Annotated in this window: 23 protein-coding genes; 3 read left to right on the top strand and 20 right to left on the bottom strand. The window is 62.2% G+C overall.

The annotated features are described in order from the left end of the window. Window position 1 precedes the first annotated feature (1 nt). From miaB to QTL56_RS17410, 10 genes are all read right to left on the bottom strand, one after another. A complete protein-coding gene (gene miaB, locus QTL56_RS17455; RefSeq protein WP_245134451.1) occupies window positions 2-1,396 on the bottom strand; it encodes a tRNA (N6-isopentenyl adenosine(37)-C2)-methylthiotransferase MiaB in 1,395 nt (464 codons plus the stop codon). 64 nt (window positions 1,397-1,460) lie between these two features. After that, window positions 1,461-1,826 carry a thermonuclease family protein gene (locus QTL56_RS17450; RefSeq protein ID WP_245134449.1) on the bottom strand — a complete coding sequence of 122 codons (366 nt, stop codon included), beginning with the start codon at window positions 1,824-1,826 and terminating at the stop codon, window positions 1,461-1,463. Window positions 1,827-2,043: 217 nt separating this feature from the next. Continuing rightward, on the bottom strand, window positions 2,044-2,838 hold the full coding sequence (gene olsA / locus QTL56_RS17445; RefSeq protein WP_370660370.1) for a lyso-ornithine lipid O-acyltransferase: 795 nt from the start codon (window positions 2,836-2,838) through the stop codon (window positions 2,044-2,046). Window positions 2,839-2,871: 33 nt separating this feature from the next. Beyond that, a complete protein-coding gene (locus QTL56_RS17440) occupies window positions 2,872-3,300 on the bottom strand; it encodes a Fur family transcriptional regulator (protein ID WP_229573442.1) in 429 nt (142 codons plus the stop codon). A gap of 44 nt (window positions 3,301-3,344) precedes the next feature. Beyond that, a complete protein-coding gene (locus QTL56_RS17435; protein ID WP_229573443.1) occupies window positions 3,345-3,842 on the bottom strand; it encodes a GNAT family N-acetyltransferase in 498 nt (165 codons plus the stop codon). A 1-nt stretch (window position 3,843) separates the two neighbouring features. After that, a complete protein-coding gene (gene tsaB / locus QTL56_RS17430; protein WP_245134445.1) occupies window positions 3,844-4,491 on the bottom strand; it encodes a tRNA (adenosine(37)-N6)-threonylcarbamoyltransferase complex dimerization subunit type 1 TsaB in 648 nt (215 codons plus the stop codon). 21 nt (window positions 4,492-4,512) lie between these two features. Beyond that, the gene (locus QTL56_RS17425) at window positions 4,513-5,076 is read right to left on the bottom strand and encodes a NifU family protein (RefSeq protein ID WP_245134443.1); all 564 of its coding nucleotides are present in this window, start codon (window positions 5,074-5,076) and stop codon (window positions 4,513-4,515) included. 101 nt (window positions 5,077-5,177) lie between these two features. Next, window positions 5,178-5,669 (bottom strand): universal stress protein, encoded by a 492-nt coding sequence (locus tag QTL56_RS17420; protein WP_229573446.1) that lies wholly within the window; start codon window positions 5,667-5,669, stop codon window positions 5,178-5,180. Between the two features lie 73 nt (window positions 5,670-5,742). Further along, entirely contained in the window at window positions 5,743-6,807 is a 1,065-nt protein-coding gene (gene trpS / locus QTL56_RS17415) for a tryptophan--tRNA ligase (protein WP_245134442.1), read from the bottom strand. 112 nt (window positions 6,808-6,919) lie between these two features. Then, complete coding sequence (locus QTL56_RS17410) at window positions 6,920-7,318, bottom strand: VOC family protein (RefSeq protein ID WP_245134440.1); 399 nt, start codon at window positions 7,316-7,318, stop codon at window positions 6,920-6,922. 251 nt (window positions 7,319-7,569) lie between these two features. Between QTL56_RS17410 and QTL56_RS17405 the strand changes: the two genes are divergently transcribed. Then, window positions 7,570-7,989, top strand: coding sequence for a YcbK family protein (locus QTL56_RS17405; RefSeq protein WP_229573449.1), 420 nt, complete (start codon window positions 7,570-7,572; stop codon window positions 7,987-7,989). On the opposite strand, the gene murJ is transcribed toward QTL56_RS17405, so the two are convergent. The 3 genes from murJ to mutS all read right to left on the bottom strand — a co-directional run bounded on the left by murJ (window position 7,980) and on the right by mutS (window position 15,163). After that, a complete protein-coding gene (murJ, locus tag QTL56_RS17400; protein ID WP_245134438.1) occupies window positions 7,980-9,590 on the bottom strand; it encodes a murein biosynthesis integral membrane protein MurJ in 1,611 nt (536 codons plus the stop codon). The genes QTL56_RS17405 and murJ overlap by 10 nt on opposite strands. A 3-nt stretch (window positions 9,591-9,593) precedes the next feature. Next, a complete protein-coding gene (locus QTL56_RS17395) occupies window positions 9,594-12,419 on the bottom strand; it encodes a [protein-PII] uridylyltransferase (RefSeq protein ID WP_245134436.1) in 2,826 nt (941 codons plus the stop codon). A gap of 92 nt (window positions 12,420-12,511) precedes the next feature. Next, window positions 12,512-15,163, bottom strand: a complete 2,652-nt coding sequence (gene mutS / locus QTL56_RS17390) for a DNA mismatch repair protein MutS (RefSeq protein ID WP_245135479.1) — start codon at window positions 15,161-15,163, stop codon at window positions 12,512-12,514. A gap of 198 nt (window positions 15,164-15,361) precedes the next feature. On the opposite strand from mutS, the gene QTL56_RS17385 reads away from it, so the two are divergent. Then, entirely contained in the window at window positions 15,362-17,647 is a 2,286-nt protein-coding gene (locus QTL56_RS17385) for an NADP-dependent malic enzyme (protein WP_229573452.1), read from the top strand. Here QTL56_RS17385 and QTL56_RS17380 read toward each other — a convergent pair whose 3' ends face one another. Beyond that, window positions 17,648-18,580 (bottom strand): LysR substrate-binding domain-containing protein, encoded by a 933-nt coding sequence (locus QTL56_RS17380; RefSeq protein WP_245134433.1) that lies wholly within the window; start codon window positions 18,578-18,580, stop codon window positions 17,648-17,650. Window positions 18,581-18,696: 116 nt separating this feature from the next. Here QTL56_RS17380 and QTL56_RS17375 point away from each other — a divergent pair, with 116 nt between their 5' ends. Then, entirely contained in the window at window positions 18,697-18,927 is a 231-nt protein-coding gene (locus QTL56_RS17375; RefSeq protein ID WP_245134432.1) for a hypothetical protein, read from the top strand. Window positions 18,928-19,005: 78 nt separating this feature from the next. Here QTL56_RS17375 and olsB read toward each other — a convergent pair whose 3' ends face one another. The 6 genes from olsB to QTL56_RS17345 form a co-directional block, all read right to left on the bottom strand. Next, window positions 19,006-19,887, bottom strand: coding sequence for a l-ornithine N(alpha)-acyltransferase (gene olsB, locus QTL56_RS17370; protein WP_229573455.1), 882 nt, complete (start codon window positions 19,885-19,887; stop codon window positions 19,006-19,008). 87 nt (window positions 19,888-19,974) lie between these two features. After that, window positions 19,975-20,466: a signal peptidase II gene (gene lspA / locus QTL56_RS17365; protein WP_245134430.1), complete on the bottom strand. Its 492-nt coding sequence runs from the start codon at window positions 20,464-20,466 to the stop codon at window positions 19,975-19,977. Between the two features lie 3 nt (window positions 20,467-20,469). Next, window positions 20,470-21,330 carry a TrmH family RNA methyltransferase gene (locus QTL56_RS17360; RefSeq protein ID WP_245134428.1) on the bottom strand — a complete coding sequence of 287 codons (861 nt, stop codon included), beginning with the start codon at window positions 21,328-21,330 and terminating at the stop codon, window positions 20,470-20,472. Next, window positions 21,327-22,469 (bottom strand): class I SAM-dependent methyltransferase, encoded by a 1,143-nt coding sequence (locus QTL56_RS17355; RefSeq protein WP_245134412.1) that lies wholly within the window; start codon window positions 22,467-22,469, stop codon window positions 21,327-21,329. Before QTL56_RS17355 ends, QTL56_RS17360 begins: the two co-directional genes overlap by 4 nt. Window positions 22,470-22,565: 96 nt before the next feature. Further along, window positions 22,566-22,910 carry a LapA family protein gene (locus QTL56_RS17350; RefSeq protein ID WP_229573459.1) on the bottom strand — a complete coding sequence of 115 codons (345 nt, stop codon included), beginning with the start codon at window positions 22,908-22,910 and terminating at the stop codon, window positions 22,566-22,568. Window positions 22,911-23,001: 91 nt separating this feature from the next. Next, on the bottom strand, window positions 23,002-23,304 hold the full coding sequence (locus QTL56_RS17345) for an integration host factor subunit beta (protein WP_229573460.1): 303 nt from the start codon (window positions 23,302-23,304) through the stop codon (window positions 23,002-23,004). Between the last annotated feature and the right edge of the window lie 217 nt (window positions 23,305-23,521).

Below are 23,521 nucleotides of genomic sequence, written 5' to 3'. Positions count from 1 at the left end.
TCTAACCCTCTGCCACCTCGGCAAACAAGCTGTTTGGGCCGGCTGCGGTGATTCGTACCTGTATAATGTCACCGATTTGCGATGACTTTGCATCAACATTCACAGAGTGCAGCCAGGGCGAACGACCGATGAGCTGGCCCGGCATGCGGCCCGGCTTCTCCAGTAGCAGATCGATGGTTTTGCCAATCATCGATTGCATGAAGGATTGCTGCTGGTCGAGCAGCAGCGCCTGGAGCCGTGCCAGGCGTTCTGTCTTCACATCCTCGGCCACGTGATCGGGCAGATCGGCGCCGGGCGTGCCCGGACGGGTGGAATATTTGAACGAATAAGCCTGTGCGTAGTTCACTTCGCGCACAAGGGTCATCGTGTCCTCGAAATCGGCCTCGGTCTCGCCGGGAAAGCCGACGATGAAATCACCCGACAGCGCGATATCCGGACGGACGGAACGGATGCGCTCGATAAGGGCGATGTATTCCGAGGCCTTGTGGCGACGGTTCATCGCTTTCAGGATCCGGTCGGAGCCAGACTGCACCGGCAGATGCAGATACGGCATCAACATCCTGAGATCGCGATGCGCTTCAATGAGGCGGTCATCCATGTCGCGCGGGTGGCTGGTGGTGTAGCGCAGACGGGCAAGGCCCGGGATTTCCGCAAGCCTGTAGAGCAGGTCGCCGAGACCGATCGTCGTGCCCTGCTCGTTCTCGCCATGCCAGGCGTTGACGTTCTGGCCGAGCAGCGTCAGTTCGCGCACGCCCGAATCCACGAGACGACGGGCTTCCGTCAGAAGCTGGGAGAGCGGACGGGAGACTTCGGACCCACGGGTATAAGGCACCACGCAGAAGGTGCAGAACTTGTCGCAGCCTTCCTGGACCGTGAGGAAGGCGGTGACCGAGCGCGGTTTGCCGATGATCTTGGTCGGATCGGGCAGGTGCTCGAACTTGTCTTCCAGCGCATATTCGGTATCGACCACGCGCTCGCCGGCGCGGGCCTTGCGGAGCGCCTGCGGCAGACGGTGATAGGTCTGGGGGCCGAGCACGACATCAACAGCGGGCTCACGGCGGGAGATTTCCTCGCCTTCAGCCTGGGCGACGCAACCGGCGACGCCGATCATGAATTCCTTGCCTTCGGCCGCACGCACCTTCTTGTGCTCGCGCAGGCGTCCGAGCGCCGAATAGACCTTCTCGGCGGCCTTTTCCCGGATATGGCAGGTGTTGAGCAGAACGAGGTCAGCCTCTTCCATCACCTCGGTCGGCGCATAGCCATCCGCCGCCAGGGCATCGGCCATGCGACCGCTGTCATAGACGTTCATCTGGCAGCCATAGGTCTTGATGAAGACCTTGCGCGTATTGGCGCCCGGCAGCGGGGTTTCGGTGAGGCTCGCGGTTTCCTGGGTCATGGCCGCTATTTAGTGGTTTTCGGCCGGCGATTAAACCGAAAAATTCCGTTTGTGATGAAACCCTTTAGCCTTTGATCTCAGATTTTGGAGGGAGCTTGCCCCGTTGCCGAGCATCGGCACGCCACAATCTCTTTCTGGCATCCGGCGCCTCCAGATGACGATACCTGCCTCCAGAAAACTTTGGCCAGTCAAGGGCCATCCCAGCACGCACAAGTTCGGCAGCAATATCGCGACCGTCCGGCAAGAAGCACTCCGCAACCACACGATCATATGAAAGATCCGGGCGCAGTCTAGCAGTAACAACTTGGCCCTTGCACATCTGGACCAGAGTCCACTTCGACTTTTTACCCCAAGGATGATCCAGTTCTGGCGCGTCTATGCCTGCGATGCGAATGTGCGTGCCGTCTATCACGATGGTATCGCCATCCACGACCCAACATTGTCCTCTGAGAATTCGTTCGGTTACAGGCTCAGGCTTCAGGTGAACCACAACGACTGGAGGTCTGCCAGAATCTCTGGACCGTCGCTTTGTCTCACGCAACAAAAGCCTGAACAGCATTCGAAACATTCGGTCTTCCCCCACCGCATTTTGTTGCGAGTAAGATGACCTACCGGCGTCCAGACTACAACCACTGACAAAGTCTCGCTCAGCGGCGGTGCCGGCCGCGCAAATGGGCGAGCAGCATGGTCCGCAACTTGTCCTCGATGCGGATCGCGAGTGCCTTGCGGCTGTCGCCTTTCTTGAATTCGACCGTCTCGCCAAAGGTCACGTCTACATCAAGCGCGCCCGCACGCAGGACGCCGATCAGATGCTCCAGGAGACCGATGTCGCCGGGCCAGCCGGCGATCGGGCGGTGGTAACGTCCCATGGGCATGCCCTGGACGCGGGTATAGGCGATGGCGACGGGCTGAACGTAGACGACAGCATCTTCCCCATTCGGGAGGGCGGCCGCGGCCGCACCGAAGAGGGACGACTTGATGCCGAGGATGCGGTTGCCATCCGAGGTCGTGCCTTCCGGGAAGAGCACGACAATTTCGCCATCTCCCATGCGGGCCGCGATCTCGTTGATCTGGTCGCCGGTGCGGCGCTTTTCCTCGCGAACCACGAAGATCGTCTTCTGCAGCCTGGCGAGGAACCCGAAGACGGGCCAGGAAGCGACCTCGGTCTTGGCAATGAAAGCAACATCGGCCAGCGAACCAAGGACGAGAATGTCCTTCCAGGACGCGTGATTGGCGGCAATCATCAACGGGCGGCGGGTGTCGAGCGCGCCATGGACATGGACGCGGATGCCGAGGAACCAGAGCGCCATGCGGTGCCACTGGCGCGGCAAACGCCTGCGCAGCGGCCAGTCGAGGCGGAGCGCCAGAAGCTGGACCGGAATCAGCAGCCCCGAGACCACGAGCAGCACGAGCAGGTAGAGCCCGACCCTCAACCAGTTGATCACGCGGGCCTCGCAGGCGTGGTGGTCATCGGCTCACTTCTCGTCCTTCGACAGCGGTATGCCATAGAGCTCCAGGCGATGGCCGACGAGGCGGAAGCCGTGTTCGCGGGCGATGCGCTCCTGCAAGGCTTCGATTTCCGGCGAATGGAATTCGACCACGGTGCCCGTCTTCAAATCAATCAGGTGGTCGTGGTGCTCTTCAGGCACGGTCTCGTAGCGCGAGCGGCCGTCGCGAAAATCATGACGCTCGATGATGCCGGCGTCCTCGAAGAGCTTGACCGTGCGATAGACTGTCGAAATCGAAATCTTGGCGTCGATCCTGGACGAGCGGCGATAGAGTTCCTCGACGTCGGGGTGATCGTCGGATTCCTCGAGGATGCGGGCAATGACGCGGCGCTGCTCGGTCATGCGCATGCCCCGTTCGGCACACAGCGTTTCCAAAGATTTCAGGGCGTCATTCATGGTGTCAGCTTATCTGCAGATGGTCGGTTCGTCCAACCGACCGGTTAGCGAAGATCGCGGCGCATGACAAGCGCGGAGGACCGGCGGCCGTTTTCATTCATATAGTAGGCCGGCCGTTCGCCAGCCTTCTCGAAGCCGAGCTTGCGGTAGAGGCCGAGGGCCGCCTGGTTGCCGTCGTCGACTTCGAGGAACATGGATTCGCCCCCCCTCAACTTCGCCTCGCGCATCGCCGCCTGCATGAGCCGCCAGCCGAGGCCGAAGCGGGCGACCTTGTCGCTGACGGCGATCGTCAGGATCTCGGCCTCGCCGGCCACTTCGCGTGCGAGCACAAAGCCCGATAGCGGCGCCTTGAAGAAGAGAGTGTTTGTCTGCCAGGCGGCAAAGCCGAAGGTATTGGGCTGGTAAAGCAGGCTGAGGAATTCGCCATCGCCCCAGGCGCGGGGGAAGCGCTCGGCATGCAGCCCGGCCACCGCGCGGCAGTGTTCGGAGGTCATGGGGACGATTTCGAACTCGGGCTGGCGGTAGAACAGGCTGTCGCGCATGTCAGGCTCTCGATACGGCAAACCCGGTTTGCGGTTTCGCATCCGGTCCGCGCAGATAGAGCGGCCTCGGCTTGCCCTGGGCTTTCGCAGTTGCTGAGATGCGCGCAACGAGATCGATCGGATAATGATCGGGAGCGGTTTCAGCCTCCTGGTCTTCCACCAGGGCCGATGCCGAGCCGACCAGCACGATGCCGGGCGCAGTCGCGCGGGCGAGATAATCGTCGAGCTCGAGCAACAGCGGTTCGCCCTGCGGCACATCACGCTCGAAGCCCTGGGCATAGACCTGATCGCGATGGGCGTTGATCGCGGCCAGCACGGGTTTTTCGGAACCGGATGCGGTCCGGGCCAGGACTTCCAGCGTCGATACGCCGACACATTCCACGCCGAGTGCCAGAGCCAGCCCGCGGGCGGCGGCGACACCGACGCGGATGCCGGTGAAGGATCCGGGACCGACTGTCACCCCGATACGCTCGACATCGGTCAGCGTGAGCTTCGCTTCGGCCAGGGCATCATCGATCATGGCCATCAAGCGTTCGGCATGGCCACGCCCGATGGTTTCGCTGACGCGGCCGAGCATCTTGCCCGTTTCGGACTCAAAAACGGCGGCTGCGCAGTCCACACCCGCCGTATCGATCGCAAGAACGATCATGTTGTCTCCAGTCCGGTCCAATCAGACCGCTTCGACTTCCTGCACCTCGGGCACGAAGTGGCGGAGCAGGTTCTGCACGCCGTGCTTCAGGGTCGCGGTTGAGGACGGGCAGCCGGCGCAAGAGCCCTTCATGTTGAGGAAGACCTTGCCGTCCTTGAAGCCGCGGAAGGTGATGTCGCCGCCATCCTGAGCGACGGCGGGACGAACGCGGGTTTCCAGCAGTTCCTTGATGGTCGCAACGATCGTTTCGTCACCCGCATCGAAGAACTCCTCGTCGCTGTCCACTTGCGCGGACGTCGAGGCCGTGCCCATGACGGGGGCACCGCTCATGAAATGCTCCATGATCGTGCCGAGAATGGCCGGCTTCAGATGCTGCCATTCCGGGCCGTCCTTGGAGACGGTGACAAAATCATAGCCGAAGAAGACGCCCGTCACGCCCGGGATCGTGAAGATGCGCGAGGCGAGCGGTGACGCGGCCGCACTATCGGCGTCGCGGAATTCGGCCGTGCCGGTCTGCATCACCACCTTGCCGGGCAGGAATTTCAGGGTCGCCGGGTTCGGCGTGGCTTCGGTCTGGATGAACATTATGGCCTCCGGTGCGGTGAGGGCACCACTAAAGATTAGAATATTTCCAAAATAGACCTTGCGGGCCGCATCTTCAAGACACGATCGTCAGGAAGTCGACATCAGCAGAGCGCGTCAATTTCCTCATCCGTCAGCGAATCCGGCAGGACCGTGACCGGGATCGGGAAGGCAGCGCCGCGTCCGGCGATCATCGAGACCAGCGGGCCGGGACCTTCCTTGGTCGAGCCTGCGGCCAGGACCAGAATCGCGATGTCTCTGTCTTCCTCGATCAGGCCGTTGATCTCGGGATAGGCGCTTCCCTCACGGATGACGAGCTCAGGCTCGATGCCGATCGTATCGCGCACCGTCTGGGCTGCCTTGGCCATGACCGCCTCGGCCTCTTCCCGGGCCTCGGCCCGCATGATCTCCTCGACGCCCAGCCATTGCTGGAAGTCACCTTCCGGGATCACGTAGATCAGCACCAGTCCGCCATTGGAATTCTTCGCGCGGCGGCCGGCATAATGGACCGCTCGCGAGCATTCCGGAGTGTTGTCGATGACCGCCATGAACTTGCGGCGATGACCTTCAAGACGTGACAGACGCGTTGAAACCATTGATGACCCCGCCGCCGGAAAGATATCATGTGGCGCAGGCGGGCTCCGGGCGGACCCGCCAGCGACCAAGACCTTATCGCACGAATCCGATGATGTCGCGGACTTCGTTCATGGTCTTTTCGGCACGGGTACGCGCACGTTCACCGCCATCCCGGAGGACCGCATCGATGTGACCGGGGTCTTCCATGAGGCGACGCATCTCCGCGTTGATCGGGGCCAGAACCTCGACCGCGAGATCGACCAGAGCCGGCTTGAAGACCGAGAACTGCTGGCCGCCGAATTCGGAGAGCACGTCGGCCTTCGACTTGTCGGCGAGTGCCGCATAGATGCCGACGAGATTGTCGGCCTCGGGGCGGCCCTTCAGACCGTCGACTTCGCTTGGCAATGCATCCGGATCGGTCTTGGCCCTGCGGATCTTCTTCGAGATCGCATCCTGGTCGTCCATCAGATTGATGCGCGACAGGTCGGACGGGTCCGACTTCGACATCTTCTTGGTGCCGTCCTTCAGGCTCATGACGCGCGGCGCGGGGCCATCGATCAACGGCTCGACCATGGGGAAATAGGCGTGAACCGGCTCTTCACCGACCTTGATGTCGATGCCGAGGCCGGTGGGAACGATCTTGTCATGGAAGTCCAGGTTGAACTTCATGGCGATGTCGCGGGCAAGCTCCAGATGCTGCTTCTGGTCATCGCCAACCGGCACATGGGTGGCGCGGTAGACGAGAATGTCGGCGGCCATCAGGCTGGGATAGGCGTAGAGGCCGAGCGAGGCCTGCTCGCGATCCTTGCCGGCCTTGTCCTTGAACTGGGTCATGCGGTTCATCCAGCCGAGGCGGGCGACACAGTTGAAGATCCAGGCCAGTTCCGCATGCTGCGGGACCTGGGACTGGTTGAAGACGATGTGCTTCTTCGGGTCGATGCCCGCGGCAAGGAAGGCGGCAGTGATCGAGCGGATCTGGGTCTGCATGTCCTCGTGGACGAGCTGAGCCGTCAGCGCATGCAGATCAACCACGCAATAGATGCAGTCGTTGTTTTCCTGCAGTGCGACGAACTTGCGGATCGCACCGAGATAGTTTCCGAGATGGAGATTGCCGGTCGGCTGAACGCCGGAGAATACCAGCGGCTTGAACTCACCCATGATTGTCCTCAACAGGCTGGTGGAGGGCCCGATCTTGCGATCGCGTGTCGATCACGGCTTATGCACGGCAGAGGCTGTGCAATCAAGCGCTCACTTCCATGGCGCTTAGCGCTCAGACCTTCGCCGGTTCGATCAGATCCCACAGGTTGCCATAGAGGTCCTGAAACACCGCGACGGTGCCATAGGGCTCGTGGCGCGGGGCTTCCCGGAAGAGCACACCCGCGTCACGGAAACGCGCATGGTCACGGGCAAAGTCATCCGTTCGCAGGAAGAAACCGACGCGGCCGCCGGTCTGGTTGCCGATCGCCGCCCGCTGGGTCTCGTCTGCCGCCTCGGCAAGCAGGATGGCGGCACCTTCTCCACCCTTGGGACGGACCACCAGCCAGCGCTTGCCATCCGGCATTACCTTGTCCTCCACGCAATCGAAGCCAAGAGCCTCGCAATAAAAGGCCTTCGCGCGGTCGTAGCCGTCGACCAGCAGACTGACGAGAAAGAGACTGTTCGTGGTCATAGATCACACCCTCCGGTCCGCTTTGTGACGCTCGGGCTCAAAAAATCACGCATGGGCAAATTTCCTCCCTGATTCGAGGGGGTTAGAGAATGATTTCGCGAGGCGCCAAGGGCCCCGCGGGCAGCCTAAAAAACAGGCGAAAACGTCAATCCGAGCAAAGCGCACCAAATTTGCCACATTTTCAGGAATAGAAAACTGCCGCAAGCGATCTGGATCGCTGAAAACAACAAACTCATTCCAGAAGGTCACTCATGCGCACTTTGTTTCGCGTCGCGCTCGGCTGCGTTCTTTCGCTCGGTCTCCTCTCCCCCGTCGAGGCCGTGGAAAAGAAGAAGCGCCATTTTTTCATGAAGCATGACACGGCCGTTGCCTATACGCTGCAGCGTGTCAGCGTCAAAGCCAACTGTTTTCCGGACGAGCTGAAGGGCATTCTCGCCCATATCGCCAAGAAAACCGGCAAGAAGCCGGTCGTCACCTCCGGCCACCGTCCTCGCTCGGGTCGGTCCCAGCACAGCCACTGTTTTGCCGCCGACATCCGTGTGCCCGGCGTTTCCGAGAAGAAGATCGTCGCAGCCGCGCGAACAGCACCCGGCATCGGCGGGATCGGACGCTACTGCAACGGCATCGTGCATGTCGACATCGGCCCGAAGCGGACCTGGACCTATTGCTGATCAGGCGCGGACGGGGTCGTTTCGGCCTCGTCGGCGGCCTTCTTCCTGCGCTTCAGATTGCGGCGGATCATGCCGATATCGGCACCGCCGATGAGGAAGGCAATGCCGAAATAGACGGGCATGGCGACGACCACCAGCGCACCCAGAGCCAGAACCTGATCAAAGAGCGGGCTTTCCGGCGACAGCCAGGACGACCAGCGATCGGACAGGTAGACGAGCAGGGCGGCCATGATCGCGGACGCGATCATCAGGCGCACGGTGCGGGTGACGAGCGACCATTCGAAGACGAGATGGCCGCGCCAGAGCAGGACCGAAAACAGCAAGACGGTGTTTGTCCATCCAGCTGCGGCTTCGGCGATCGCAATGCCGCTTTCCTCGAAGATCGGGAAGAGTGTCACGGCAAGGCCCGTGTTGAGCGCGACCGAAACCATGGTGAAGCGCATCGGGGTCTTGGTGTCTTCGCGGGCGTAATATCCCGGCTGAAGCGCCTTGATCAGCACGAAGCCGGGCAGACCGATGCCGTAGATAGCAAGGATCGAGGCAACGACAGCGGTGTTCTGTTCACTGAAGGCGCCGCGCTCGTAGAGCACGCGGATGATCTCGTCGGAGAGAACCCAGATAGCGGCGGCGGCGGGGAGCGTGAGGAAGAGGACGAATTCGATCGATCGGTTCTGAAGGGTGCCGGCCTCCTTCATGTGCCCACCCTTCAGCGCGCGCGCAAGTTCCGGCAGGAGCACGACGGCGACTGCTACGCCAACAACGCCGAGAGGCAACTGGTAGATGCGATCGGCATATTGCAGAGCCGAAATCGCCCCCTCTTTCGTCGAGGCGATGGCCTGGCCAATCAGCTGATTGATCTGCGTGATGCCACCGGTGACGGCAGCCGGGACGGCCAGCACCAGCAGGCGCTTCACATTGGGGGTGAAGCGCGGACGCTTGAAGCCGATCCGGATGCCGGCACGGCGCACGCCGATGTAGACGACGGCCATCTGCAGGAGACCCGCCCCGAGCACGGACCACGAGAGCGCCCAGGCTGTCGTGGCGGGATCGGCACCGGTCCAGAGCGCCCATCCGAGCGCCCCGATCATCAGGACATTGAGGAAAACAGGGGCGATGGCAGCCGCAAAGAAGTGGTGCAGCGAATTCAGCATGCCGCTCAGCATGGCCGTCAGGGACATGCACATCAGATAGGGGAACATGACGATCGCCAGGCGAACCGTCAGGTCGAACTTTTCCGGATCATCGGCGAAGCCCGGGGCAATGACCCACTGGACAAGCAGCGGCATGGAAAGCTGCATTCCGATGGTAAGGATCAGCAGGACGGAAAAGAGGACGCCGAAGACTTCCTCGGAAAAACGCCTGGCGCCATCGGTGCCGTTCGCCTCGATCTCCTTGGCGAAGAGCGGCACGAAGGCAGCGTTGAAGGCACCTTCGGCAAAGAGACGGCGGAAGAGATTGGGGAAGCGAAAGGCTGCATAGAAGACGTCTGCGACCGGTCCTGTGCCGAGGGCTGCGGCCATCAGGGTTTCGCGCGCAAAGCCGAAGATGCGGCTGCCGAGCGTCGCGCCACCAACGGTCATGAATTTCTTGACCAGGCTCATTCCTCAGGCCCGCGCCTTTTTCGGCGACGGCGTCGCCCGTTGGGGCTGCGCGATGATGCCTGAGGGCATGTTGTCCCGAAGTTCGTCCGGCTGGTCGACCATGACGGATTTCAGCCGGTTGCCGATATTCGCCTGGCGGTTCTCATTGGTGACCTTCTGGCCGACGAGGTCAGTCACGTAGAAGGTGTCGATGACCTTTTCGCCGAAGGTGGTGATGCGGGCCGAGTGGATGTCGAGCGAGAGGTCGGAGAGGACAGCGGTGATCTCGGCAAGAAGGCCGATGCGATCGAGGCACTCGACTTCGATGACCGTGAACTTGTTGGAGAGCGCATTGGAGAGACGCACATCCGGCTGGACCGGGAAGGTCTTGTTCTTCTTCTTGCCCTTGGAGCGCGTGGCGATGACTTCGGGCAGGCGCTTGCGGCCAGACAGCACGTCCTCGATCATCTTGCCAATGGTGGCGGCGCGGCGGGTTTCGTCCTCGTCGATCGGGAATTCGCGATTGATCAGGATCGTGTCCAGCGCGCGGCCATCCGACGTGGTGAAAATCTGGGCGTCGGCGATGTTGGCGCCGGCAGCGGCACAGGCACCGGCGATGATCGACAGCAGGCGCGGATGGTCGGGCGACAGCACCGTGATCTCGGTGATCGCGTGGAACTGGTGGGTGCGCACCATGGTGGCGAGTGCCTGGCCGGACTTGTCCGTCTGGCGGATGAAATGGGCGTGACGCACCTGGTCTTCGAGATCGACGGAAAGCAGGTAGGGCTCGTAATGCAGCTTGGTGTAGGTGCGCTGGTCCTTCTGGCTCCAGCCTTCGAGCGCCTTCGAAAGCTGCTCGGCAGCATGTTTGGCGCGCTCCTTGCGGGAGACCTGGGAAAAGCCGCCGGACAGCAACAATTCGGTCTCGTAGTAGAGCGTGCGCAGGAGCTGGCCCTTCCAGCCGTTCCAGACACCCGGTCCGACGGCTCTGATATCACAGACCGTCAGCACGAGCAGCATCTTCAGGCGATCGAGCGACTGTACCTTTTCGGCAAAGTCGGTGATCGTCTTGCGGTCATGCAGGTCGCGGGTCTGGGCGACCATGGACATCAGCAGATGCTGGTCGATCAGCCAGGCGACCATTTCAGTCTGTTTGGGCGAGAGGCCGAGACGCGGGCAGAGCTTGCGGGCGACCTTGGCACCGGCAACGGAATGGTCTTCCTGGCGGCCCTTGGCGATGTCGTGCAACAGGATCGCGACGTAGAGCGTCTGGCGATCCTCGATCTCCGGCATGATCTTGTTGGCCAGCGGATGAACTTCCTCCGCCCTGCCGTTGTCAATTTCGGAAAGCACCTCGACGGTGCGGATGAGATGCTCGTCGACGGTGTAGTGATGATACATGTTGAACTGCATCATCGAGACGATCTTGCCGAATTCCGGCATGAAGCGACCGAGCACGCCGGCCTCGTTCATGCGGCGCAAGATGAAGCCGGGATCCCTGCGGGATGTCAGGATTGAGAGGAAGAGGCGGTTTGCTTCCTCGCTTTCGCGGAAGGTGTTGTCGATCAGCGAGAGAGACCGGGTGACCGCCTTCAGCGCATCGGGGTGAAATTCGAGGCCGTTCAGATCCGCGACATGAAAAAGGCGCATGATCGACATCGGATCATTCTTGAAGACGCCAGGATCGGCAAGCGCGATGCGGCCGCGGTCATCGATGAATTCGCTGGCGCCGGCGATCTTTCGCGGACGGTTGGCGAAGCGGCCAATCATGCCGCCGATGCCGGGCGCGGCTTTCGCCTGTTGGTCTTCCAGCGCCGCCGAGAAGATACGGGTCAGGTCACCGACATCCTTGGCCACCAGGAAGTAGTGCTTCATGAAGCGCTCGACGGCGGAAAGACCGGGACGCGGCTGGTAGCCGAGGCTTTTGGCGATTTCCGGCTGGATATCGAAATAGAGCCGCTCTTCCGGCTTTCCGGTCAGGTAATGCATGTGGCAGCGAACCGCCCAGAGGAAGTCGTCGGCCTTCTGGAAGAGGCGCCATTCGTGGCGAGAGAGAACGCCGAGGCGCACCAGTTTGCCGGTATCGCGGACGTGATAATTGTATTTCGCGATCCAGAACAGGGTCTGGAGATCCCGCAGGCCGCCCTTACCCTCCTTGACGTTGGGCTCGACGAGATAGCGGCTGTCGCCGGCCTTGCGGTGGCGTTCGTCGCGTTCGGCGAGCTTGGCGGCTATGAATTCGGGCGCAGTGCCGGTCGTGACGTCCTGATCGAAACGATGCTGGAGTTCGGTGACGAGCGTCTCATCGCCGCAGATGTGGCGGGTTTCGAGGATGGCCGTGCGGATGGTCATGTCCAACTTGGACAGGCGGATACACTCCTCGACCGTGCGAGTGGCATGACCGACCTTGAAGCCGACATCCCACAAGAGGTAGAGCACGAACTCGACCGCCTTGTGCATGTCTTGCCCTGCCTTGGGAGGCAAGAGAAAGAGGAGGTCAATGTCGGAGCCGGGCGCCAGCGTGCCGCGGCCGTAACCGCCGACGGCGGCAACAGAGAGGCCCTCGACACCCCGCGGATAAACATGGGTGCGGGCAAATTCGAAGATCACCGAGATCAGCTGGTCCTGGATCCATGAGATCCGGTTGGCGCAGTTCATGCCGCTGCCATCCTCGAAGAGCTTCAGGCGCGCCTGCTCACGGGCATCCGCCGAGGCTTTCTTCAGGATGGGCAGGAGCCGCGAGCGGATCTCGAGCAGATTGCCGGAGCCGCTCCGTGTCACCGCTTCGCAGGACGCACGCAGCGCGTCGATGTCTAGGAGATCGTCGAAGGCAAGGTCTGCTTTGGCCATGGGGGGCAGCATCATCTCTCGGGACCCGGGAATCGGCCGGGATTGGTGGCGCTATAGCCCTTTTCGGGCGCGATTGACAGGCACTCTACCGGTCAAGGCTTGCCAAGTTGTTTCTTGAGATCATAGAGCGCGTCGAGCGCCTGGCGAGGCGTGAGGTCGTCAAGATCAATCGAGCGGAGGGCCTCCTCCACCTTGGAAGGGCCTGATTTCTGGACCTCCTCGCGGCGGACGGCGACCTGGAACAGCGGCAGGTCATCGATCAACTGTGCGGCCGGGTTCTTGCGGTCACTGTCTTCCAGGCGGGTCAGAACTTCCCGGGCGCGCGAGACCACAGCGGCCGGAAGGCCGGCGAGGCGGGCAACCTGGATGCCGTAGGAGCGATCGGCGGAACCGGGGCCGACCTCATGCAGGAAAATGACATCGCCATCCCACTCCTTGACCCGCATCGTGACGTTCGACATGCGGGCAAGCTTTTCCGACAGTGCCGTCAGTTCGTGGAAGTGGGTGGCGAAGAGCGAGCGGCAGCGGTTTGCCTCGTGCAGATGCTCGACGGCGGCCCAGGCGATGGAGAGGCCATCAAAAGTGGCGGTGCCGCGACCAATCTCGTCGAGGATGACCAGCGAGCGGTCCGTTGCCTGATTGAGGATGGCTGCGGTCTCAACCATCTCGACCATGAAGGTGGAGCGGCCGCGGGCGAGATCATCCGAGGCGCCGACGCGGGAGAAGAGCCGATCGACCACGCCGATATGGGCGGCACCGGCGGGCACGAACGAGCCCATCTGGGCGAGGATGGCGATCAGCGCATTCTGGCGCAGGAAGGTCGACTTACCGCCCATGTTCGGGCCGGTCAGCAGCCAGATGGCACCGGGGCCTTTTGTATCATGCGGCGAGAGATCGCAGTCATTGGCGATGAAAGGGCTGGCGGCCTGGCGGCGGAGCGCCTGCTCGACGACCGGGTGGCGACCGGCGGTGATGGCGAACATTCTCGAATCATCGACCAGCGGGCGGCAATAGCCCTGCTCTTCTGCAAGGGCCGCGAGGCCGGCAGCGACATCAATCACTGCGAGGGCGCGGGCGGCAGCCTTGATCGGTTCGGCGGCAGCGACGATCTGGCTCACCATCCGTTCGAAGGCCGCAAGCTCCAGCGACAGCGCCTGGCCGGCAGCGTTGGCGATGCGGCTTTCGAGCTCGGCGAGTTCCGTCGTGGTGAAGCGCATGGCATTCGCCATCGTCTGGCGATGGATGAAGCGAGCCTTGGCCTCGTCGCCCTCGGTCATCGGGCCGGCATTCCCCGCAGTGACCTCGATAAAATATCCGAGAACATTATTGTGCTTGATCTTCAGCGACTTGATGCCGGTTTCCTCGGCATATTGCAGCTGCAGCCCGGCGATCACGCGGCGGGACTGGTCGCGTAGCGCCCTGAGTTCGTCGAGCTCTGATATCGCGCCATCGCGCAGGAAGCCGCCGTCGCGTTTCAGGAGCGGCAGTTCGTCGGCCAGCATTGATGAGAGGCTCGGCGCCAGATCGGCGGGGAGCGCGGCGAGATCGGCGAGCGCTTCGGACAGTTCCTTCGGCAGGCTCGGGGGATCAAGCAAGCGGCCAACCTCGGCGGAGGCAGCAAGGCCGGCGACAATCGAACCGAGGTCGCGCGGGCCACCGCGATCGAGCGCGAGACGCGAAAGCGCGCGCGGCATGTCGGGCACCCGCTTGAGGGCATCACGCAGGCGATCAACGAGCAGGCCATCAGCCAGAAGATGGGCGATGGAGTCCTGACGGTCGGCAATCGCTTCCGGGTCCGTCAGCGGCGACATCAGGCGCTCGGCGAGCAGGCGGGCACCGCCGCCGGTGACGGTTCGATCGACCGCCTTGAGGAGCGAGCCGTTGCGCTCTCCCGAGAGTGTCTTGACCAGCTCGAGATTGGCGCGGGTCGCCGGGTCGATGAAAAGGGTCGAGGCGGCGTTTTGACGTTCGGGAAGCCCAAGCGGCGGGCGTTCGGAAATCTGGGTCTTTTCGACATAGGCGACGGCTGCTGCAGCAGCGGCGATCTCGGCGCGGGAAAACGAACCAAAGCCATCCAGCGTTCCGACGCCGAAATAGCGAGCGATGCGGCCCTCGGCGCTGGCGCTATCGAAGAGGACGCCCGGCTGAGGCACCACGACACGACCGAGCACGTCGAAGGCCGGCTTCAGCTCCTCGTCGTGGAAGAGCGTATCGGGCACGATCAGTTCGCGCGGCTCGATGCGCAGGATATCGGCGAGCAGGCGGGTCTCGGTGGTTTCGGCCAGACGGAAGATGCCCGTGGAGATGTCGATCCAGGCGAGCGCCAGCTGGGGTGCGGAGCCGCCGCGGATGCGGGCGAGCGCCATCAGATAATTCGATTCGAAGGGCGAGAGGAGCTTGTCCTCGGTAATCGTGCCTGGTGTCACGAGGCGGACAACGTCGCGCTTCACGACAGATTTCGAACCGCGCTTCTTGGCTTCTGCTGGGTCTTCGATCTGCTCGCAGACCGCGACACGGAATCCGAGCGAGATCAGCTTCTGCAGATAATCGTCGGCCGCATGCACCGGCACGCCGCACATGGGGATATCCTGGCCGAGATGCTGGCCGCGCTTCGTCAGCGTGATGCCGAGCGCGCGCGACGCATCGACCGCATCCTCGAAGAAAAGCTCGTAGAAATCGCCCATCCGATAAAAGAGCAGGCTGCCGGGGTTGGCGGCCTTGATCTCGATGAATTGCTCCATCATCGGCGTGGCCGTCGCGCGACTCTCTTCCGAGGTCAGCTCGGCGACGTTCAGGACATCACTCGGGGTGGCTTGATATAGCGTCACGGGCTCGGTGTTTTCTTGAAAAGGAAGTCGTGCAACACTAACGGCTTAAGGCGAGGAAAAACAACCAGGATGGACCAGCGAACGCCCGCTGCCCACAACAAGGTGAGGGGAAGTATGACGAGCGAGAACAAGACCGGCCGAACGAAAGTCTCGGTGACGGAACAGGAAGCGCTGGACTTTCATTCCCAGGGGCGACCAGGCAAGCTGGAGATTACGCCGACCAAGGCAATGGCGACCCAGCGCGATCTGTCGCTCGCCTATTCCCCCGGCGTCGCCGTTCCGGTGAAAGCGATCGCCGCCGATCCGGCCACGGCTTACGATTACACGACCCGCGGCAACATGGTCGCGGTCATCTCGAACGGCACGGCGATCCTTGGCTTGGGCAATCTCGGGGCTCTGGCCTCGAAGCCGGTCATGGAAGGCAAATCCGTTCTCTTCAAGCGATTTGCCGACGTGGATTCGATCGACCTTGAGGTCGACACCGAAAACGTCGACGAGTTCATCAACTGCGTGCGTTACCTCGGCCCCTCCTTCGGCGGCATCAACCTCGAAGACATCAGGGCGCCGGACTGCTTCATCATCGAAAGCCGGCTGCGCGAGCTGATGGATATCCCGGTCTTTCACGACGACCAGCATGGAACCGCGATCATTGCGGCTGCAGGGCTGATCAATGCGCTGGAGCTGACGGGGCGCGACTTCAAGACGACGAAGCTCGTCTGCAATGGCGCAGGGGCTGCTGCGATCGCCTGTATCGAACTGATCAAGGCGATGGGGTTCAACGGCGAGAACATCATTCTCTGCGACACCAAGGGCGTGATCTACCAGGGCCGCACCGAGGGCATGAACCAGTGGAAGTCCGCCCATGCCGTCAAGACGGACCGGCGGACGCTGCGCGAGGCAATGGTGGGCGCGGACGTCGTGTTCGGGCTGTCGCAGAAGGGCGCGCTCGCATCCGACATGATCGCCTCGATGGCGCCGAACCCGATCATCTTCGCGATGGCCAATCCGGACCCGGAAATCACGCCTGAGGAAGTCGCCGAAATCCGCAACGACGCGATCATGGCGACCGGGCGTTCGGACTATCCGAACCAGGTCAACAATGTTCTGGGCTTTCCCTATATCTTCCGCGGTGCGCTCGACGTGCGCGCCAGCCAGATCAATGACGCGATGAAGATCGCGGCGGTCAGGGCGCTTGCAGATCTGGCGCGCGAAGATGTTCCTGACGATGTGGCGGCCGCCTATCAGGGCGAACGTCCGCGTTTCGGACCGCAATACATCATTCCCGTTCCTTTCGATCCACGCCTGATCTCGGCCATTCCGGTGGCCGTCGCAAGAGCCGCGATGGAAAGCGGTGTTGCGCGCAAGGAAATTGACGATCTCGGCGCCTATGCGCACGAACTATCGGCCCGGCGCGACCCGATTGCAGCGGCGACACAGCGGATCTTCGAGCATGTGCGCAGCCACCCCAAACGCGTCGTCTTTGCCGAGGGCGAAGAGGAGCAGGTGATGCGCGCGGCGATTTCCTTCGTCAATCTCGGGCTCGGCACGGCGATCCTGCTCGGCCGCGACGAACCGCTGAAGGCGACCGCCGAACGTGCCGGCATCGATCTCGATCGCCCCGGCATCGAGGTGATCAACGCCCGCATGTCGACCCGCGTCGAGGCCTATACCGAATATCTCTATGCCCGCCTGCAGCGAAAGGGCTACCTGCATCGCGATGCGCAGCGTCTGATCAACACCGATCGCAACCATTTCGCTGCCTGCATGGTGGCGCTGGGAGATGCGGATGCCATGGTGACAGGCACGACGCGCAATTATTCGACCGCGCTCGAAGATGTTCGCCGCTGCATCGACACGGCTCCCGGACACCGGGTGATCGGGGTGTCGCTGGCGCTTGCCCGTGGCCGCACGATTGTGGTTGCAGACACCTCCGTGCACGACATGCCGACGGCTGATGAATTGGCCGACATCGCCGAAGAAGCGGCCGGCGTGGCGCATCGGCTGGGGCTGGAGCCGCGCGTGGCGCTGCTGGCCTATTCGACCTTCGGTCACCCGACCGGCGAGCGCTCCGAGCGGGTGCGCGAAGCCGTCAAGATCCTCGACCGGCGTGGGGTTTCCTTCGAATATGACGGCGAGATGGGTGCAGACATCGCGCTCAACAGCCATCGGATGGAGCAGTATCCGTTCTGCCGCCTCTCGGGCACGGCGAATGTTCTGGTCATGCCGGCGATCCATTCGGCGGCAATCTCGACGAAGATGCTGCAGGAACTGGGCGGGCTGACGGTGATGGGACCGCTCTTGATCGGGCTCGAAAAGTCGGTTCAGATCGCCCAGATGGGCTCCAAGGACAGCGACATCGTCAATATGGCGGCGATTGCGGCCTATAACGCAGCGGTTTGATCAAGGCGCGAACGCCTGGGCGAATACGGGGGCGGCTCTTGCGAGCCGCTCCATGTCGTCTTCGATCTCGCGCTTCAGCCAGCGCTTGAACTTCTCCACCTTGTCGGAGCGCCTCGCGTTTTCGGCGGTCACGAAGTAGTGGCCGAACCCGGTCTTCACCGAGGGGCCGAAGGGCGCGACCAGCTGGCCGTGTTGCAGCTGATGCGAGGCGAGTGTCTGCCAGGCGAGCATCACCCCCTGCCCTGCAATCGCGGCATCGAGACACAGCGAAGCCTCGCTGAAGGTGTGGCGCGCCTTGATCTCGGCGCCCGGAAGGCCTGCGGCGGCAAGCCAGACATCCCAGGTGAACATGGCGCGGCCATCAATGATTTTGGGCAGGGTCAGGATGTCGGCGGGCTTCTCAAGCGTGGCGGCCATGGCGGGCGTGCAGAGCGGCGCCACCTGCTGCTCCAGGATCAGTTCCGTCCGGAAACCCGGCCAGTGACCGCGCCCGACGCGGATCCTCAGATCCAGATCCGTCTGGCTGGCGTCGGTCAACCGGTCATTGGCATCGATGCGCAGGCTGATTTGCGGGAAACGTTCGGAAAAGTCTGCAATGCGGTGCACAAGCCAGCGGGCCGCGAAGACGGGGGCAACAGAGATGGTCAGCAGGCTGTCGTCGCTGCGCTTGGCAAGCGCCACGGCGCTGGAGAGATGACGAATACCATCGCTCAGGCGGGCCAGGATTTCAGCCGCCGTCTCCACCGGGACCATGCCACGACTGGTGCGTTCGAAGAGCGTGCGGCCGAGCTGCTGTTCGGTCTTGATCACCTGCTGGCTCACGGCACCGATCGATACGCCCAATTCTTCTGCCGCCGTCTGCAGTGAGCCGAGGCGGGCGACGGCTTCGACGGCACGCAGGCCGTTCAGATGGACCTGGTTGAGGCTCTTCATGCAGGAAAACTATAGCCGGACACGGGAAAACTCAATTGAATATTGGAGGCCAGAGGTCGAACATAGTCTCAATGCAATGCTGGAATTGCTCTCGCGGAGCGCATGAGGTTTGAGCCATGTTCAAGTTTTTCTGGAGACTGCGCGAACCCGAATCAGAAGCAGCGCGCGACTGGCGGCATGACCCCACGGGGCACCCGGCCGTGCGGACGATGAACCTGAAAGAGCTTGCAGATCTGCCGATGGTGGCAGAGGTGCCGATGCGGGTGGCGAAGGCTGAGGTGGCGCCGTGTGACTGCCGACTGGGTGTTGGCCAGGTGCGATCAGCCGGATGCGCTGTTTCGCGGTGATCGATCAGAACAGAGCATCAGGCGTTCGGCCTTTCTGCCCCCCCTTCTCATTTCCTCGCCAAGGAGAAGAAGCGATCGTCAGCTGGCGCTCGCGAAGCGGCCGGCGTCGGCGCCGTAATAGTTGACGTAGCGGCCGGAAATGCTGGCAATGGGTAAAATGATCAGGACATCGGTCGTGTTGAACGCCTGATCGACCACCGCTCCATTGCCGACCATGGCGCCGAGGCGGAGATATCCCTTGATCAGCGGCGGCATGGCGAACAGGGCGCGACGGGCATTGACGGCCTCTGAGGGCATCAGATCCATCTCACGGTAGAGATGGGGCAGTGCGTCCACGGCCCATTCCCCCCTGGCGACAGCGTTCTGATGCAGGAAGGACAGCGCGAGCGCATGCTCCTCCGGCTGCACGCCGGGGAAGGAGCCGCAGCCGAACATGGCATCGATGCGATGGTGGAGGGCGTAGGCCCAGCAGCCCTGCCAAAGCAGCTCGACCGTGCGCTTGGTGCGATATTGCGGCAGCACGCAGGAGCGGCCGAGCTCCATGAAGCGCTTTTCCGGATGGCGGGCGACAAGCGCATTCACGCCGAATTCGGAGCCGGAATAGAAGCCGCCATGGGCGATCGCCACTTCATGGCGCAGCAGGCGGTAGGTGCCGACGATCTGGTCTTCGCTATCGCCGTCGATCGAGCGGTCGAGCACCAGAAGATGATCGCAAAGGCTGTCCCAGCTATCGACCTCGCGGCCGCGACGGGCATCTTCGACGGAAACCTGAGCCTTCATTTCCTCGACGAAGACGCGGTAACGCACGGCCTGGGCGGCATCAACCTCGCGATCGGTGCGAGCAATGCGCGTCTCAAGGTTGCCAATGCGCCCGAGGATATCGCGGGATGATGGCTGCCCGAGCGACGCCGCAGCCGTGTTGCCCAGGTGAAGGTCTCGTTCGATCAGTTCCACGCTCATCGGATCTATCCAGCGTTGAAGTCACGCGCCTTTAAACACGAGACTACTACAGGAAAGTGACAAAACTTCGCACACGTGTGTGCTCCCTCAGGCTTCGGGCGGCTTCGGTTTCCGGTGCTGAATGATCTCGTCAACCACGATGCAAATTGCCCCGATGGTGATGAAACTGTCGGCCAGGTTGAAGACCGCGAAGGACCAGGTCTGAGTATAGAAAAGGATATAATCGACCACGTAGCCATAGGTCAGCCGGTCGATGATATTGCCAAGCGCGCCGGCGATGATCATTGCGAAGCCGAGATGCGCGAAATGCTGTTGCGGGCCCGTCTTGCGCCACAGCCACAGCACGAAAGCAACGATAACGAGGCGCAGGCCGATGATGAACCAGCTGTCGAGATGCGACAGCATGGAGAAGGCGACGCCGAGGTTATGCGTCCGGTAAAGCGCCCAGAAGGGCAGAACCGGGATCAGCTCGTGCATCGGCAGAGTGACTTCCACCGCATATTTGATGGCCTGATCGAGGACCAGCGCGATAGCGATAAAGCTGAGGACCGGCAGCGGCCGGTTGAAGGCGGCAAACATGCGTCACTTGTCTCCGTCAAGGGAGAGCAGGTGGCGGCGGACCTCGAAGAGCATGACGCCGGTCGCGACTGCCAGATTGAGGCTGTCGGCCATGCCGACCTGGGGAATGCGGGCGAGCTTGTCCGCGGCCTTGGCAAGGTCATCCGGCAGACCCGACTGTTCGTTGCCCATCATCAGGATGACCGGCTTGGAGCGATAATCGATGGTGCGGTAATCGACGGCTCCGGCCAGATGCGTGGCGACGAGACGGGCGTCGACCGACTTCTTCCACTTGAGGAAATCCGCCGGCGTCGTCTTGACCAGCGGCAATGCGAACATCGAGCCCATGGTGGCGCGCACGGTTTCCATCGAGAAGGGATCGGTGCAATCGCCAACCAGGATGACGCCCGAAGCGCCGGCAGCGTCTGCCGTGCGAATGATCGTGCCGAGATTGCCGGGATCGCGAACCCGGTCAAGCGCGATCCAGGTCTCCGAGCCCTTGGGCTGGATGTCCTTGAGCGGCGTCCAGCGCTGTTCGAAGACAGCGGCGACCATTTGCGGGTTGTCGCGCCTCGTGATCGAGGACATGACCTTTTCGCTGACTTCCAATACAAGGCCGCCGGCGGCGACCGTGCGCGCGGCAACCTTCTCGACCAGAGGCTTTCCCTTGCCGGCCTTGGCATAGACGAGGGTGCGGATGGCCCAGCCGCGATCGAGCGCATCGATGACAAGCTTCAGGCCTTCGGCGAGGAAGGTGCGGCTTTCGTCGCGGCTCTTCTTCTGGGAGAGCGCCTTGATGTCCTTGATGATCGGATTGGCGAGGCTGGTGACTTCCTTCACCTGACCGACGCGGCGGGAGTCGTCCTGGCGATAATCGTCGGTCATTTCGGCACCCAGCGGCTAAAGAGAGAGGTGGAGAGCGCGCGGCCCGGCGTCTTTCCGTCGAGGCCGGCCTCGCGGATGACCAGTTCGCCCGACTCGACCAGACCACCCTTGCCGCGCATGGTTTCGCGCATCAGTTCGTGGATCGAATAAAAGCTCGCGCGGATCGAATAGGCCGTCAGAACAAGACCGACGGCCTTGGGCGCCAGCAGTTCGCGGCAGATATCGAGCATCAGCGGCAGATGGTCGAAAAGCTGCCAGACTTCACCGTTTGGGCCACGGCCGAATTTTGGCGGGTCGGTGAGGATGATGTCGTAGCGATGGCCGCGGCGTTCCTCGCGCAGGATGAACTTCATTGCGTCTTCGCAGATCCAGCGGATCGGCGCCTTGTCGAGGCGGCTCAGCGACTGGTTTTCGCGGGCCCAGCCGATCGCCTTCTTGGAGGCATCGACATGGGTGACTTCGGCGCCGGCGGCGGCGGCAACGAGCGAAGCGACCCCGGTATAACCGAACAGGTTCAAGACCTTCAGCGGCCTATCCGATGTCTCGATCTTCTGCTTCATCCAGCTCCAGTGGGCGATCTGCTCGGGGAAGACGCCGACATGACGAAATGCGGTGAAGCGGCCATGAAAATCGACGCCGAGCAGGGAAAGCGGCCAGGTTTCGCCGAGCGCCTCACGCTGGAAGCGCCAGCGGCCCATGCCATCTTCGTCGGTATCGCCGGTGAAGACGGCGTCGGCCTTGTCCCAGACATGGGTGGGCAGGGCCTTGGGCCACAGCGCCTGGGCTTCCGGGCGCACGATCCGATAGGGGCCGTATTGCTCGAGCTTGAGGCCATCGCCGCTGTCGATCAGGTGGAAATCGCCAGCGCCTGTCGATTCGAGGATCAAGGGCACGCGCTCGGCCGGACGGTCACCGGTGCGGACCACCAAGGCGCGGGCGGGCTCCGCCGCCGTATCAGGGGATTGCGCCGGGGGCTTCGGCCTTACTGCCTCGGCATCGCGGCGCGGAGGACGGGCCTGTCGCTCATCCCTGCCCTTCGATGCATAAGGCTTTGCCGCTGCCGGCCGCGTCTCACCACTGCCCTTTGCCTTCGCTCCCGGGAATGGCTTGGCGCCGGGGCGACGTTCCTTGTTCTTCACGTCTGTTATCCGTGGCTCTTTTACGTCTCGGCCAGCCCTTAGCATTGCCGGCCCGGCGCGGAAAGGAGATTTGCCGCGAATTCGCCGGCCCTGGCCTTACTTGGCGCTGAGCTGCGGAAGGGTCGCGCCGGCGATTTCTTCGGCGCGGGTCTTCTGCCGGTCAGCTTCGGCCTGCCACTGCTGTGCCATGCGTGACTGGCTGCGGGCCTTCTTGCGATGCTTGCCCTGGGTGAACCAGGTGACGATGGCGCCCAGAAGCACGCCCAGCATGACGGCGAGAATGAGAAGCACAAAGAGCGGCGCGGAGGCCGACAAAGCCTGATCAGCCGGATCGAAGGGATTGAATGCCAGCCTGACCGGCGCGCGGTTCGCGACCGCCAGAACGATGAGGAGTATGCCGAACGGAACGAACACCACGAGGCCTACGATTTTCCGGATCATCTCGAAACTCCCTGTTCTGTCCAGGGTGCATCAAGGCACCCCATTTGGCTCAAGTTAAGGACAGACGCGGAATTTTCAACGCGAAAAGCGGTTATTCGTCCCCTTCGTCACCCATGCCGGGATTGAGCCGCTCGCGCAACTCCTTGCCGGTCTTGAAAAAGGGCACCCACTTCTCTTCGACGAAGACGGTTTCTCCCGTGCGCGGATTGCGACCGGAGCGCGAGGGCCGATTCTTGACGGAGAAAGCTCCAAAGCCGCGCAGTTCGACGCGATTGCCACCTGCAAGCGCATCGGTGATCTCATCGAGGACGGCATTTACGATGTTTTCGACATCGCGATGATAGAGATGCGGATTACGGGCCGCGACGATCTGCACCAATTCCGACTTTATCACGCGGACCCCCTGCATTTTCTGTTGTGACGTGAACGTCGCCAAAGTTGCCAAAGCGAAAAAGCTCAGTCAAGGAACAACTTAACCATAAAGTCGCGGCTTTGCGAGAGCTATGACGCGCATCACATGCCAAATCGTGATAGGGTCCGCCTTCGTTTCCCCGCATCGCCATTCCATCAGTCCGACTGGCATGTTTCTTGTAACGGCGTTGCGGCAATCC

Origin of the sequence: Peteryoungia algae, from assembly GCF_030369675.1 — a bacterium.
Lineage (GTDB): Bacteria > Pseudomonadota > Alphaproteobacteria > Rhizobiales > Rhizobiaceae > Allorhizobium > Allorhizobium algae.
Note: the sequence above shows the minus strand (reverse complement) of the source record. Positions and strands in the feature narration are given on the sequence as shown.